Annotated in this window: 11 protein-coding genes; 9 read left to right on the top strand and 2 right to left on the bottom strand. The window is 42.5% G+C overall.

Annotation, left to right across the window (positions count from 1 at the left end; genetic code table 11):
* The first annotated feature begins 112 nt into the window (after positions 1 to 112).
* From BUC20_RS09415 to BUC20_RS09380, 8 genes are all read left to right on the top strand, one after another.
* Positions 113 to 2,518: a TonB-dependent receptor gene (locus BUC20_RS09415; RefSeq protein ID WP_073230316.1), complete on the top strand. Its 2,406-nt coding sequence runs from the start codon at positions 113 to 115 to the stop codon at positions 2,516 to 2,518.
* Between the two features lie 132 nt (positions 2,519 to 2,650).
* Positions 2,651 to 3,340 (top strand): CAP domain-containing protein, encoded by a 690-nt coding sequence (locus tag BUC20_RS09410; protein ID WP_073230314.1) that lies wholly within the window; start codon positions 2,651 to 2,653, stop codon positions 3,338 to 3,340.
* Positions 3,341 to 3,665: 325 nt separating this feature from the next.
* Complete coding sequence (locus tag BUC20_RS09405; RefSeq protein WP_073230313.1) at positions 3,666 to 5,189, top strand: FMN-binding glutamate synthase family protein; 1,524 nt, start codon at positions 3,666 to 3,668, stop codon at positions 5,187 to 5,189.
* Positions 5,190 to 5,349: 160 nt separating this feature from the next.
* Positions 5,350 to 7,287 carry an LTA synthase family protein gene (locus BUC20_RS09400; protein ID WP_073230311.1) on the top strand — a complete coding sequence of 646 codons (1,938 nt, stop codon included), beginning with the start codon at positions 5,350 to 5,352 and terminating at the stop codon, positions 7,285 to 7,287.
* Between the two features lie 2 nt (positions 7,288 to 7,289).
* A complete protein-coding gene (locus BUC20_RS09395; protein ID WP_073230309.1) occupies positions 7,290 to 7,775 on the top strand; it encodes a GtrA family protein in 486 nt (161 codons plus the stop codon).
* 104 nt (positions 7,776 to 7,879) lie between these two features.
* Complete coding sequence (locus tag BUC20_RS09390; RefSeq protein ID WP_073230308.1) at positions 7,880 to 9,658, top strand: aromatic amino acid hydroxylase; 1,779 nt, start codon at positions 7,880 to 7,882, stop codon at positions 9,656 to 9,658.
* The gene (locus BUC20_RS09385; RefSeq protein WP_073230306.1) at positions 9,659 to 10,360 is read left to right on the top strand and encodes an SDR family oxidoreductase; all 702 of its coding nucleotides are present in this window, start codon (positions 9,659 to 9,661) and stop codon (positions 10,358 to 10,360) included.
* Between the two features lie 61 nt (positions 10,361 to 10,421).
* Entirely contained in the window at positions 10,422 to 10,961 is a 540-nt protein-coding gene (locus tag BUC20_RS09380) for a C40 family peptidase (protein WP_073230303.1), read from the top strand.
* A gap of 12 nt (positions 10,962 to 10,973) precedes the next feature.
* Here the strand turns inward: BUC20_RS09380 and BUC20_RS09375 are convergent, their stop codons facing one another.
* Both BUC20_RS09375 and BUC20_RS09370 read right to left on the bottom strand, forming a co-directional pair.
* Complete coding sequence (locus tag BUC20_RS09375) at positions 10,974 to 11,861, bottom strand: flavin reductase family protein (RefSeq protein WP_073230301.1); 888 nt, start codon at positions 11,859 to 11,861, stop codon at positions 10,974 to 10,976.
* Positions 11,862 to 11,955: 94 nt separating this feature from the next.
* Complete coding sequence (locus BUC20_RS09370) at positions 11,956 to 12,954, bottom strand: fumarylacetoacetate hydrolase family protein (RefSeq protein WP_073230300.1); 999 nt, start codon at positions 12,952 to 12,954, stop codon at positions 11,956 to 11,958.
* Positions 12,955 to 13,280: 326 nt separating this feature from the next.
* Here BUC20_RS09370 and BUC20_RS09365 point away from each other — a divergent pair, with 326 nt between their 5' ends.
* The gene (locus BUC20_RS09365) at positions 13,281 to 14,447 is read left to right on the top strand and encodes a homogentisate 1,2-dioxygenase (protein ID WP_073230297.1); all 1,167 of its coding nucleotides are present in this window, start codon (positions 13,281 to 13,283) and stop codon (positions 14,445 to 14,447) included.
* The last annotated feature ends 5 nt before the right edge of the window (positions 14,448 to 14,452 follow it).

Genomic DNA, 14,452 nt, shown 5'->3' with positions numbered 1-14,452 from the left:
CAGGTTTTATAGAATTCAGATCCACCCTATTTAAAATTAATCCAGATAAATTTGTTCTTTCCAAAAGGAGAAAGTACATTTGCCGCCTATTAGATTAAGTCTAAATAATCCAATGAAACACATCTACAAACTACTCAGCTTTACGCTGCTCTTAATTTTATCTGCAAATACCTTTGCACAACTCGCATCAGCCCCGGCAAGGGGAAGCATTACTGGTAAAGTAAGCTCCAAAGATGGCAAACCAGCGGGATACGTTAACGTTCAGATCGTCGAAAATAACAGAAGAACGCTGACAAAAGAAGATGGAACTTTTAGCTTCCACAACCTAAAGACAGGCGAATACACCATAAAAACTTCCTATGTGGGCTTACAGGTACAATCTCAAAAAGTAACAGTCAATGAAGGACAAACTTCTACGGCAGACTTTATCCTTTCTGAAAACTCTTCGGAATTGAATGAGGTGATCATCGCAGGTACGCACAGTCAGAATCTGAAACCAGCTGCTATGGGTAAAATTGCCATTGCACCAAAAGACCTTCCGCAGTCCATTCAGATCATCAGCAGTCAGACGATCACAGATCAGCAGGCGAGCAGGTTGAGTGATGTATTGAAAAATGTAAATGGCATTGCCCTTGGAACAACAAGGGGAACTACCGGAGAAAATTTCTTCGCCAGGGGTTACAGCCTTGGAGCCAACAACTATTTTAAAAACGGAGCCAGGACAAATTCCGGGTCTTTACCTGAAACCAGTACGCTCGAAAGCATAGAAGTGTTAAAAGGTAGTGCCGCATTACTTTATGGAAATGTGAGCAGTGGGGCAGTGATCAATATGGTTACCAAGAAACCCAAATTCGAATACGGTGCTGAAGTTTCTATGCGTGCAGGCAGCTACGACTTTTATAAACCTAGTGCCGATATTTACGGCCCTATCAGTAAAGATGTTGCCTTCAGGGTGATCGGAACCTACGAAAATGCCAAGAGCTTCAGAAATACCGTAAAGTCCGACCGTTATTATATCAACCCTTCTTTACTGTATAACATCAGTGAAAAAACAAGCCTTTTAGTTCAGGGTGATTATCTGGAATACGACCTGACCCCTGATTTCGGTATCGGGTCTCTGGCAGGCAAAATCCCTACTACAATTGGACGTTCTGCCTTTTTCAATACCTCATGGGCCTATAACAAAGGAAAGCAAGCTACCGCATCAGCGGAGTTAAACCATCAGTTTAACGCCAACTGGAAATTAAATGCAATTGGATCTTATCAATCATTCGATAGAAACTACTTTTCTTCAGAGCGGATCCAGGCTTCTGATATCGGTGATTGGGAACGTAAGTTAAGTCGCCAGAAAACAGCGGAAGACTATTATACCGGACAAATCAACTTAAACGGGATATTCAATACCGGTTCGGTAAAACATACTTTATTGGTAGGGGTTGACGGAGACAGGTATATGAACCTAACGAATACCTTTGACTTATCTACCGCTGCCTACGATAAAATCAATACCCTCGACCCTAACAAGTTTGTCCCAAGGACAGACATGCCGGTTACCCAAATCCTTTCCTCATCAAAGACCCCTACTGATCGTGTTGGCCTTTACTTCCAGGATTTAATCACTTTATCAGAAAAATTTAAAGTCCTTGCAGGTCTTCGTTATTCTTATCAGGCAGCAGGAGTTCCGGAAATACATACCGTAGCTACCGGTGAAACAGCCAAATCAACAACAGTTCGTGCAAGATACGAACAGGCTTTCTCACCAAGGGTAGGTCTTGTTTATCAGCCTTTAAAAACCACCTCTGTTTTTGCAAGTTATTCCAATAACTTCTCTCCAAACAGCGGTGTAGACATCAACAATGCCAACATGAAAGCTTCGATCATTGATCAGTACGAAGTAGGTGTTAAAAATGAACTTTTCGATGGAAAAATTACGGCTAACCTCTCTTTATACAAAATCATTAACCATGATTTCGTACAATCAGTAGTGCTGCCGGGTGGCGCCACCTCCCCGGCAAAAGAGTTTGCCGGACAGACCACCAGTGACGGATTGGAAATCGACCTTTCAGGAACCATTGTTTCAGGATTAAATTTCCTTGCCGGCTATAGCTACAACTTTATGCGCTATACCAAAACGCCAGGACTACCTCCAAATAATGTGGTTGGAGAACGTATTGTAGGAAATACTGCACATACAGCAAACGGAACTTTATTTTACACCTTCCATGAAGGAGCAGTTAAAGGCCTTAAACTTGGTGCTTCTGCATTTTATACCGGTAAACGTATGGCAGGATGGAACAATACCTATGCAGACCTGACGAGCCCTACAGGCTCACGCCTGATTCCTGTCGGAGATTTCACCACATTTGATTTCACAGCGGGATATAGTTTCAAAAAACTATCACTTCTGGCTAAGGTTTCCAACATCGGAAATACCTTAAACTATTATGTTCACGAGAACTATAGCATCAACCCTATTCCTCCAAGACAATTCATGACAACAATAAGCTACAGATTTTAAGCGCAGCTTAGCATAAAAGAGAAAAGGATGTCCCCAAAAGACATCCTTTTTCTTTGTCAGGCAATCCTGTACTTCTTTAAATAATAAGATACAAACCATACAAGATGGCCGGTTTTTTGCGTTAAAGCGCTGATGAAAATACTCACACTTACCCTTTGTCTCTTACTTCCTCTGTTCTCTTCCAGTTCTGTTCAGCAATGGGATCCTGATGACAGCTGGACAAAAGAAGAGTTAAGAATGGCAAACACAGCGGGTGATGCAGATTACCTCACTGCTGAAGAAAAGGATATGGTCATTTATCTGAACCTTGCCAGAATGGATGGGGCAAGATTCTTCGACACCTATTTTCAGGAATTCGTAGACCTGCATAACCGCCAGATGCAGCAGTATGGAAATTACGATGAGGTAAAAGTGAGCAGAAACGACAGTTACTACAAAAGTTTACGCAGGGACCTGGAAAATGTTAAGAATTTACCTGTGTTCTGGCCTGATGAAGCGCTAAGTATTGTGGCAAAACAACATGCAAAAGACCTGAACAGAAATAATTTTGCAGGACATACTTCCAAGGATGGACGTACGGTTAACCAGCGGATCGGAAAGATATATCCCAATAAATCCAATGGGGAATGCCTGGCTTTCGGCTTTACTTCCGGCCTCGCAAATGTATGTATGTTACTGCTCGACAAGGGGGTTGCAAACCTGGGCCATAGAAAACTCATCCTCAATACCTCTTCAAAACTAAATACTGTAGGCCTGAGCATTCAGCCGCATAAACGCTACCGGTATTGTGCAGTAATCGACTTTGTATCCCTGCCCGAATAATTATTTACAATTAAATAACCTGGAATTGCTTTGAATTGATGAAAAAGGTGCCGAGCTTTGCCCGATGAAAGCAAGTGAGGGTAAATACATAACTGTATACAGGCGTTTCCGAAGATATGTAAGAGACAACTATGCCTTTGGCTTTGTTTTTCAGAGTACCTGTCGGGACTTTATTCTCTCCGCCCCGAATCTTTCACCATAAGATTTTTGATTCAGGGGCCCGTTCATTTATCAAAATCACCATTTAAATCATACTGAAGGCTGATGACCATTCATTCATTATTCCTGTCAGTCTGATCATTTTTCTTTTATTTATTCTCAATTTATGAAACAAAAAGAACTTCGTTCCTTACTTGGAACAGTATTTCTTTGGATCGCCTTACTAGGCATTGTTGCTTTAATCGTAAACGCATTTTATCAGAAATCTGCGTTCTACCTATTGGTTGCCTTGCCAATTATTCTGGTCACCGCACTGGCTTACGACCGATTTCAGTCGAAACATGCTGTATTACGCAATTATCCGGTGATTGGCCGCTTACGTTATTTCTTTGAATCGATCCGTCCGGAGATGCGTCAGTATTTCTTCGAATCGGAATTGGATGGAAAACCTTTCAACCGTCGCCAGCGCTCTATTGTATATCAAAGAGCAAAAAATGAAAGAGAAACTGTAGCCTTCGGGATGCAGGTAGATCCATATCAGGAAGGATACGAATGGGTTTCTCATAGCATTTACCCTAAAAAATTAGCCAATATGGACCTGAGGGTAAAAGTTGGCGGACAGCATTGTCTGCAACCTTACGACCTGAGCATCCTGAACATCGGCGCAATGAGCTTTGGTGCTTTAAGTAAAACGGCCATCCAGTCTTTAAGCAATGGGGCCAGTCTCAATAAGTTTGCCCACAATACCGGAGAAGGAGGAATCAGTCCATATCACGTTAAAGGTGGCGGCGATCTGATCTGGCAGGTAGGTACAGGATATTTCGGATGCAGAGATGCAGAAGGAAAGTTTGACCCTGCGCTATTCCAGAAAAACTCCAAAAGAGAATATGTAAGAATGATTGAGCTGAAATTATCTCAGGGTGCAAAACCGGGGCATGGTGGTATTTTACCTGCCGCGAAAAACACTCCTGAAATTGCAGAAATCAGAAATGTGGTAGCCGGAACAACCATTCTATCCCCGCCAGCACATAGTACCTTCTCTAATGCAACGGGATTGATGCGCTTTATTCAGCAGCTGCGTGAGCTTTCTGGGGGTAAACCAGTAGGTTTCAAGTTATGTATCGGAAGCAAACAGGAATTTGTGGACATCTGTGAAGCGATGTCGCTGACCAGGATCTCTCCCGATTTTATTACCATTGACGGTGCTGAAGGTGGAACAGGAGCAGCACCTCTTGAATATACGGATTATGTAGGAATGCCTTTACTGGATGCCCTTGCTTTTGTCAACATTACACTTAAGAAATATGGCCTCAGGGATGACATTAAGCTCCTTGCTTCCGGAAAAATCATCACCGGATTTGACATCATGAGGGTCGTTGCCCTTGGAGCGGATGCCTGTTACAGTGCGAGAGGAATGATGATGGCCTTAGGTTGTATTCAGGCCCTGAAATGCGATAGCGGTAAATGTCCGGTAGGTATCGCCACTCAGGATAAGAGCTTGTTTAAAGGAATTGACGTGACCGATAAAAAACACCGGGTGGCCAATTTCCACAAAAACACGGTTCATGCTACGATAGAGTTAATGGAAGCCTGCGGCTTTGATACCCTGTCTGAGATTAAACCGGAACGTTTCAACAGAAGGATTGACACGACAAAAACCTTGAACTTCAAAGACATTTACTTCTCTTAAGTAAATTCCAATCGGTTTAAAAATTATAAAGGGGGCTATTTCTTCAAGAGGAAATAGCCCTTTTGTTTTCTTCCCGCATCTCCGCTTTAACTCATATACATTCCGCATATTAATTAATCATCAATAAATCGTTATCAATACCTAAATTTGCGGTGCTAAAATGAAAACTTTGAAAATAAAAGATACTACAGGGCTGAACCTATATCTGGTACTGGCCTACCGCTTCTTAATATTGCTGTTCCTATATACCCTTTGTAGAATTGGCTTTTATATTTTTAATCAGGGTCTTTTTCAAAACATCACGCTTCCCAAATACCTGTATATCCTTTGGGGTGGACTAAAGTTTGATACTTCTGCCTTAATTTACATCAATATCATTTACATCCTATTGCATGTGATCCCCTTCCCTTTTCGCTATAATGAAGGCTTTCAAAAGTTCTGCAAGTGGCTGTTCCTGATCAGTAACAGCATCGGTATCATCGCCAACCTGATTGATTTCGTCTATTATAAATTCACCCTAAAGAGAACTACGGCAACCGTATTCGGCCAGTTCAGTAATGAGCAGAATAAGATGAAGTTGTTCGGGGACTTCTTAAGAGATTACTGGTACCTGCTGGTTCTTCTTGCAGTATTCATCTGGGGTTTTAGCAAGCTCTATCAATTGGTGAAGGTTAAAAAAACCGTGAAATTTACATGGCCGGTCTATCTTTTACATACCGTATTGATGGTTGCCATTGCTTTAATGTGCCTTACAGGTGTCCGTGGCGGATGGGGCTTTGGCACAAGGCCAATCACACTCAGCAATGCCGGTGAATTTGTAGATACTCCGGATCAAATGGCCCTGGTGCTCAATACGCCTTTCGCAATTATCAGAACCCTTAAGGTAAGCAAGTTAAAACCTTTAAATTATTATGATGAACAAACGTTGAATTCCATTTATACGCCTATTCATCAGCCGGTAGATACCGGTAATTTCAAAAATTTAAATGTCGTCTTTTTGATTATTGAAAGTCTCGGCAAGGAACATGTGGGCAGCCTCAACAAAGATGTATTGAATGGCACATATAAGGGCTATACCCCTTTCCTGGATTCTTTGGTTAGCGAAAGCTTTACTTTTAGCCATACCTTTGCCAATGGACGTAAATCCATTGATGCCCTGCCTTCGGTCATTACCGGAATCCCTTCTATCAATGAGCCATTCGTACTTTCCATTTATTCCAGCAATAAAACGACGAGTGTTGCCCAGCTTTTAGGAGAGAAGGGTTATGAGACTGCATTTTTTCATGGCGCACCAAATGGTTCTATGGGTTTCTCTTCCTATACCCACCTTGCGGGGATTAAAAAATATTTCGGAGAAAATGAGTACCAGAAAAAGGGAGACTCTGACGGTACCTGGGGGATATGGGATGATCCTTTTATGCAGTTTATGGCCGATGAGATCAATACCTTAAAACAACCGTTCTTTGCCAGTTTCTTCTCTTTATCTTCTCATCATCCTTTTCGTGTTCCGGATGAATATAAGGGCAAATTTCCCAAAGGGCCGCTTCCTGTACAGGAACCCCTGGGTTATACCGACATGGCCCTGCGCAATTTCTTCAACAAAGCCGCAAAAATGCCATGGTATAAAAACACGCTGTTTGTGCTCTGTGCAGACCATGCGACAGTATCTTACTTGCCTGAATACCAGAATACTCCGGGATATTTCTCTATACCAATCCTGTTCTACCGTCCGGGAGGAGAGCTAAAAGGAAAAGCAGACCGACTCGTTCAGCAGCTGGACATCATGCCTACCGTATTGAACTACCTGCATTATGATAAACCGTATTTCTCTTTCGGTTTTGATGCATTTGATAAAAAAACGGATAACTTTGTGGTGAACAATAATGACGGTACTTTCAATTTTTATATGGGCGACTATTACCTGGTCAATGACGGAAAGGAAAACCTGGCCTTGTATAATTTAAAAACAGACCGCCTGGTTCAACACAATATTCTAAAGACAGAACCCTTGATTGCAGAAAAACTCGAAAAGAACTTAAAAGCCTTCAAGCAGCAATACAACAACAGGATGATAGAGAATAAATTAACCTACAAATAGGCATGCGCAAAGCATTATTAAGATTAATAGATTTCTTTTATCCTCCTTTTTCCCGCTGGTTATCCTTGCATACGTTCCGGTATCTGGTATCAGGGGGGACAACTGCAGCTTCCGGAATTGTGGTGTACTATATCGCCTATAACTGGATATTACAACAGAAGGATGTCCAATTATCCCTGCCTTACCTGCCCCGGCTAATTACGGCTCCCGTTGCTGCATTGGCTATTGAATCTCTAATTACCTTTTGTATTGGTTTTATCCTCAATAAATACCTGATATTCACAAAATCCAATCTGAAAGGGAGAATCCAGTTGTTCCGTTATGCTTCTGTCTTTACCACCAATATCCTGCTGAATCTTGCCATGCTGAAAGTCCTGGTCGAAGCCTTTGGTTTTTATCCGACAATTTCAAAAATCATCATCACAACGGTGCTCACCGTGTTCAGTTATTTTTCCCAGAAGTACTTTACATTTAAAGTCAGAAAATAATACAACTTGTCTGTTTACCGTTATTTTTATCAAATCTACCTCTGTTTTTTTAGGGGAAGGGATAGATTTTCTTATATTAGGCTCGATACTAAACAACACACGTAATGAGTGATTTTAATGACTTTAACAATCCACAAGTAGCTAAGCTTCCAAAGCATTTAAGGCAATTTATTGTAGAGCAGCATTACGAAAAATATACGCCAATCGATCAGGCTGTTTGGCGCTATGTAATGCGCCAGAACTACAGCTACCTGAAACATGTAGCGTATTATCCTTATATCAAAGGCTTGCAACGTGCAGGTCTGAGTATAGAGTATATCCCAAATTTACAAACCATGAATGATAACCTCGGCAAAATAGGCTGGGGTGCGGTTACCGTAGACGGATTTATCCCTCCTGCAGCATTCATGGAATACCAGGCTTACAAAGTATTGGTGATTGCGGCAGATATCCGTCAGATCAACCATATTGAATATACACCGGCTCCGGATATCATCCATGAGTCGGCAGGACACGCACCGATTATTGCGGATGAAGACTACAACAGTTACCTGAGCTATTTTGGCTCTATAGGTGCTAAAGCGATGTTCTCTTCAAAAGATTTTGAGCTTTACGAGGCCATCCGCAACCTTTCTATCCTGAAAGAATCTGCGGATGCACCTGAACAGGAAATTGCAAAAGCAGAAAAGCACTTACAGATCGTAGCCGAGAATATGGGCGAACCTTCTGAAATGGCATTATTGGGCCGTCTGCATTGGTGGACCGTAGAATACGGCCTGATCGGTACACTGGAAGAACCTAAAATTTATGGCGCAGGCCTGCTTTCTTCTATCGGAGAAAGTTCCAGCTGCATGAAAGATGATGTGGTAAAAAAATGGTATACCATAGATGCGATCAATGCACAGTACGACATCACCAAACCGCAACCACAACTATTTGTGACAGAGACCTTTCAAAACCTGATTGACGTTTTAGAATCTTTTGCAGATACCATGGCCTTCAGACGCGGTGGTGCAGAAAGCCTGGCAAAAGCCATTGAATGTAAAAATCCGGCAACAGCGGTATACAGTTCCGGCTTACAGGTGACCGGTGTTTTCAGCGATATGGGCATGAATGGGGATGATGAGCTTACTTTTATCAAAACCACAGGACCATCAGCCCTGGCAGTAGAGGGCAAACAACTGGAAGGACATGGTAAACTTTACCATAAAGATGGCTTCTCCTCTCCCGTTGGCCGCTTAAATGGCATCGTACTGGAAAACCAGAGTCTTGCTGAACTTCAGGACCTGGGCATTGCCACAGGGAAAGCTGCAGACCTGACTTTTGACAGCGGGATTCACCTGACAGGAACGGTAAAGGAAATTCTCCAGCATGGTGGTAAAACCATACTGATCGCTTTTGAAGGTTGTACGGTTAAAGAAAGTAATGGCAATGTGCTTTTCCAACCGGAATGGGGCACTTATGACATGGCCATAGGAGAAAAAGTAGTTTCTGTATTTAATGGTGCAGCAGATAAAGATGCTTACGAAGAAGTCACTCACATTAGTGATAAACAGACGCATAAAGTTTGTTATGATGAGAAAACTCAAAAGCTCCATGCCATTTATAAAGCGATCCGTACGATCAGACAGGAAAAAAGAGATTACGAACAGTGTATTGCCTTATTTGAAGAACTAAAGACAGAACACCGTTACGACTGGCTTGCTGCTTTAGAGATCCTGGAAATCATTTACCATAAAAAACTGGATACTGAACTTGAAAAAGAACTTCGGGTATACCTGGAACTAAAGGCTGCCAATGAAGCAGATCACCGTAAATTAATCACAGATGGTTTACATGTGATTGAAAACCCGGTGAGCCAATTGATTACTGAAGAAGATTAGATGAATATAGTACTGACAGGTGCAAGCAGTGGAATAGGCTTTGAAGCCGCCCTGGAATTTGCACTGAATAAAGACAACAAAATCGTATGTATTGCCCGCTCTGCGGACAAACTGCGTAAATTACTGGAAATCGCAAAAGGAATCAATCCGGATTGCGTATTACTTCCTGTAGAATTTGACATTGTAAATGATGATTATGCCGCACTGATTCCTTTCTTAAAAGAAAGATTAGGTACGGTAGATATCCTGATCAACAATGCAGGGGCATTGGTCAACAAACCTTTTCTGGAAACCGGTGCAGCCGATTTATACCAGATGTTTGAAAGCAATGTGGTTGGACATTTTAATATGATCCAGAACCTGCTTCCTTTAATGGGTTCAGGGAGCCATATTGTGAATATTGGCAGTATGGGAGGTTTTCAGGGCAGTGTTAAATTCCCTGGCCTTGCGGCCTACTCTTCCAGCAAAAGTGCGTTGCACACCTTGACGGAATGTCTGGCTTTTGAGCTGGCTGAAACCGGCATAAAAATCAATTGCCTGGCCCTGGGTTCTGCGCAGACAGAAATGCTGGAACTGGCATTTCCTGGTTATCAATCGCCGGTAATGGCTTTCGAAATGGGGAAATATGTAGCGGATTTTGCAAGGACAGGACATAAGTTTTTTAATGGAAAAGTGCTTCCTGTAGCCGTAACCACCCCTTAATCATCAAGTTATCAACATTATAAACAGGCTAAGGATATTTTAATATCTTTAGCCCTATAATATGAAGAAAAGCATAATTCTATCCCTATTTCTTTCCGTTAGTGTTTTTGCAGCAAAAGCGCAAAACACGGTAGCCGTTCAATATCAGGAACTGCTTTCCAAAATCATAGAAACTACTCCTGCATTACCTGCTGATAAACCAAAATCCATGAACCTGGTGATGGAATATGCGAAAACCATGATCGGTATTCCTTACCGTTATGCTTCCAGCAATCCCAAAAGAGGTTTTGATTGTTCTGGTTTTGTGAGTTATGTGTTTCAGAAATTCGGTTTTAACGTTCCCCGTTCTTCCAGGGAGTTTGCGGCTAAAGGCGAAGCTAAAAAACTGGAAGATGCACAGGTGGGTGATGTGATCCTGTTTACAGGTAGCAATAGCAGGGTTCGTCGTGTAGGTCATGTGGGTATTGTCTACGCTGTTGAGGGAGATGAGATCAAATTCATCCACTCTTCTTCAGGCCATGCCAAAGGAGTGACCGTAACGAGCTTAAATGATGGCTTTTATAAAAAGCGGTTCATGAAACTGGTTAGTATTTTAGAATAGCTCGATTTAGCGCTATAGCAAAACCACTTTTAGCGCTTCATTCACATTCCCTTCTTTCAACCATTGTTTGGCCAGCTCATGGAGTTCGCGCTCGCGGTTGCCTGCATCGCCAATGGTGGCATCCAGGACTTCTTTTACGGCAGCATGATGCATAATGGCATCGATTTCCTCGGCTGAAGGCAAGTGCTCTACATTTCCAAGCATGCCAAGGTCATTTCCACTCAATACATAGGAATTTCTTACTGCCGAAGGCAAAGCATCCACTCCTATTCCCAATGTCGTTAAAGGTTTTGCAACCTTGAACAGGTTTTCGGGGGTTACCCGGCAATACCAGTCTCCACCCAAACGCGCCACAAGATCAATCTTCGCCTGGTCGATCTTACCATCTGCATCCAGGATTTCTTCTTTAATATGGATCAGTTTTACCTCAGCAAGGATCAGGTTTCCTGCACCCGGATTTTCTCCAAGATGGATCACTTCCCTGATGGTACATTCCATCTGAACAGGCGCTTCGGCTACTCTTGGTGGTTTCACCAATTGAGAAGGCAGCATGGTAAAACCCGACTTCTCAAATTCATTCACTCCCTTTGCATATTCTGTACTGGCCAGGCTCATTTGCTGAACCATCGGATAGTTGACAATATTGATCACACATTCCTTTACTTCCAGCACATTTTCCAGCGTATGTTTAGTGGTATTGTCGCGCACCCTCCTTGCAGGTGAAAAGATACACAGCGGAGGATTGGTACTGAACATATTGAAAAAGCTAAATGGGCTTAAATTGATGTTTCCATCCTTATCAATTGTGGTCGCAAAGCAGATGGGCCTTGGTGCAATTGCATATTGCAAGTAGTTCTGCAACTGGGCAGGAGTTTGTGTGGTTACGTCAATCGTCAGCATAGTCTTTTGTTTTAGCCCGAAGTTTGGGGCTAATTGTAATTTTTTAACCCGATAATTTACCCCGTAAAGAGCGGTACTCCTTACGGGGATGGTTTTATTTTTTCTTTAAAGCAAGGATAGAGAAATCTGTATCCACTTTTTTAATGATATTACTTAAATGTCCGAGGCCGGTCACTTCCATCTCGACCACATCGCCATCCTGCAACCACTGTGGTTTAAAATCAGGATTGTTCAATAGACCGGTTCCGTTTAGTTCCAGGAAGCATCCTGTGCCTACCGTACCTGAGCCAATCACATCACCAGGCAGAATGTCGACACCATAAGCGCAACGCTCTACAATCTCTGCAAAGGTCCAGTCCATATCTGCCATATTTCCGGCCGATACTTCCACGCCATTTACAGTACAGGTCATTTTAAGGTCGTATGCATTTCCGGTATGGCCGGGTTTAGCCGATACTTTATATTGTTCAAGCTCATCGGGAGTAACCAGCCATGGGCCGATTACGGTAGAGAAGTCCTTTCCTTTTGCCGGGCCTAAGTTCAACAGCATTTCCTCCATTTGCAGGGTTCTTGCACTCATGTCGTTCATCACCATATAACCAGCGATATAACCGTCTGCTTCCGCAGCAGTAATATTTCTTCCTTTTTTACCGATCACAATGGCTACTTCCAGTTCAAAATCAAGCTTTTGGAAATGATCGGGCATACATTCGATCTCTCCCGGGCCCTGAATGGCATTATGGTTGGTAAAATAGAAGATGGGATACTGATCGAACTCAGCGATCATATCTACCTTACGGTTTCTTCTTGCTGCAGCTACATGCTGACGGAAGGCGTATCCGTCTCTGCAGGAGGTTGGATGTGGCACCGGAGCAAGGAGTTCGTAGAAAGCTTCCTCTTTAGGTTCAATCGCACCCGACTTAATTTGTGCATCAATCTTTTTTGCACGATCCATCAGTTCCTCTCCGCCCGCTAAGAAAGCATTCATCTCATCCGGCAATTGCTTGTCGCACGAGTTCAGATTATAAATATGTCCGTTTACAAAAACACCCAGGTGTTCTCTGTCTTCTGTTTTATAGGATACCAGCTTCATATGCTCAGTTTTTTATGTAGTTGTTCAAAGCTATATAAAAATACAGCAACGATGGGTATAAAAAAATTTTCTCCATTAAATCTCTTTTATTGTTTGTTCATTACTAGATTATTTCATTAATTTAGCTGACGCAAACAAAATGATACAACACCTCACATATCAGAATCAGGTAGCCAGACAAGCATTGGCCGACTTCCGGTATGCGATGCTTTCGAAGATCATTTTTGCTCAATACTCCATTTAGCTTTTCCCGCTACTTTTATAAAACGTTTTCCGCGTTTTATCGTTATTAATATATATCATTCTAACCAAAATAACCTACTGCTATGCCTATTTATCATACCTTAGGAACCATTCCTGCGAAACGCCATACCGTTTTTAGAAAACCAGATGGCAATTTATACGCAGAAGAACTAGTTTCTACTGAAGGGTTTTCAAGCTTATATTCATTGGTTTACCATTGTCACCCGCCAACCATCGTAAAATCCCTTGGGGAACCTTACTCTGTAGAGCCAAAAATCGCCCGTGAAAAACACCTGCGCCATACCAGTTTAATCGGGTTCAATGTGAAACCGGAAGACGATTACCTGGAAAGCAGGAAACCGGTACTGGTGAACAGTGACCTTCACATTTCCCTGGCCGCACCAAGAAAATCCATGACCGATTATTTCTATAAAAATAGTCAGGCAGACGAGGTGATCTTTATTCATGAAGGCACAGGAACACTAAAAACAGGCTTTGGTAAAATCCGTTTTGCTTATGGCGATTACCTGGTGATTCCAAGGGGAACGATTTACCAGATGGAGTTCGATGATGAGAAAAACAGGCTTTTTATTACAGAAAGTTTCAGTCCGATCCGCACGCCAAAGCGTTACAGGAATGAATACGGGCAGTTAATGGAGCATTCTCCTTATTGTGAGCGTGACATTAAACGTCCGACAGACCTGGAAACAATTGATGAAACAGGTGATTTCAAGGTCCTGATCAAAAAACAAGGGTTGATGTATCCTTATATTTATGGCACTCATCCTTTTGATTTTGTAGGCTGGGACGGATTCCATTACCCATGGGCTTTTTCTATCCATGATTTTGAACCGATTACAGGCCGCCTGCATCAGCCACCTCCCGTACACCAGACCTTTGAAGGGCATAACTTCGTGATCTGTTCCTTCGTTCCACGTAAATACGATTATCACCCACTTTCCATTCCGGCACCTTACAACCATAGCAATGTGGACAGTGACGAGGTATTGTATTATGTAGATGGTGATTTTATGAGCAGAAAAAGTGTGGTAAAAGGACAAATCACCTTACATCCGGGTGGTATTCCTCATGGACCGCACCCTGGAACAGTAGAAAAATCAATCGGTAAGGAAAGCACACAGGAGCTGGCCGTAATGATCGACCCTTTCCGTCCGTTAATGCTGACCGAAGATGCCATTAACATTGAAGATGAAAGCTACCACAAAAGCTGGCAGCACAACGTAGAATAGTCAGA

The sequence above is a fragment of the Pedobacter caeni genome, from assembly GCF_900129215.1.
Lineage (GTDB): Bacteria > Bacteroidota > Bacteroidia > Sphingobacteriales > Sphingobacteriaceae > Pedobacter > Pedobacter caeni.
The sequence above is the reverse complement of the archived record's forward strand: the minus strand, read 5'-3'. Positions and strand labels throughout refer to the sequence as shown.

Excerpts from the sequence above, each read along its gene's own strand:
- BUC20_RS09415 (WP_073230316.1), top strand. The coding sequence starts at position 113 with ATGAAACACATCTACAAACTACTCAGCTTTACGCTGCTCTTAATTTTA.
- BUC20_RS09410 (WP_073230314.1), top strand. The coding sequence starts at position 2,651 with ATGAAAATACTCACACTTACCCTTTGTCTCTTACTTCCTCTGTTCTCT.
- BUC20_RS09405 (WP_073230313.1), top strand. The coding sequence starts at position 3,666 with ATGAAACAAAAAGAACTTCGTTCCTTACTTGGAACAGTATTTCTTTGG.
- BUC20_RS09400 (WP_073230311.1), top strand. The coding sequence starts at position 5,350 with ATGAAAACTTTGAAAATAAAAGATACTACAGGGCTGAACCTATATCTG.
- BUC20_RS09395 (WP_073230309.1), top strand. The coding sequence starts at position 7,290 with ATGCGCAAAGCATTATTAAGATTAATAGATTTCTTTTATCCTCCTTTT.
- BUC20_RS09390 (WP_073230308.1), top strand. The coding sequence starts at position 7,880 with ATGAGTGATTTTAATGACTTTAACAATCCACAAGTAGCTAAGCTTCCA.
- BUC20_RS09385 (WP_073230306.1), top strand. The coding sequence starts at position 9,659 with ATGAATATAGTACTGACAGGTGCAAGCAGTGGAATAGGCTTTGAAGCC.
- BUC20_RS09380 (WP_073230303.1), top strand. The coding sequence starts at position 10,422 with ATGAAGAAAAGCATAATTCTATCCCTATTTCTTTCCGTTAGTGTTTTT.
- BUC20_RS09375 (WP_073230301.1), bottom strand. The coding sequence starts at position 11,861 with ATGCTGACGATTGACGTAACCACACAAACTCCTGCCCAGTTGCAGAAC.
- BUC20_RS09370 (WP_073230300.1), bottom strand. The coding sequence starts at position 12,954 with ATGAAGCTGGTATCCTATAAAACAGAAGACAGAGAACACCTGGGTGTT.
- BUC20_RS09365 (WP_073230297.1), top strand. The coding sequence starts at position 13,281 with ATGCCTATTTATCATACCTTAGGAACCATTCCTGCGAAACGCCATACC.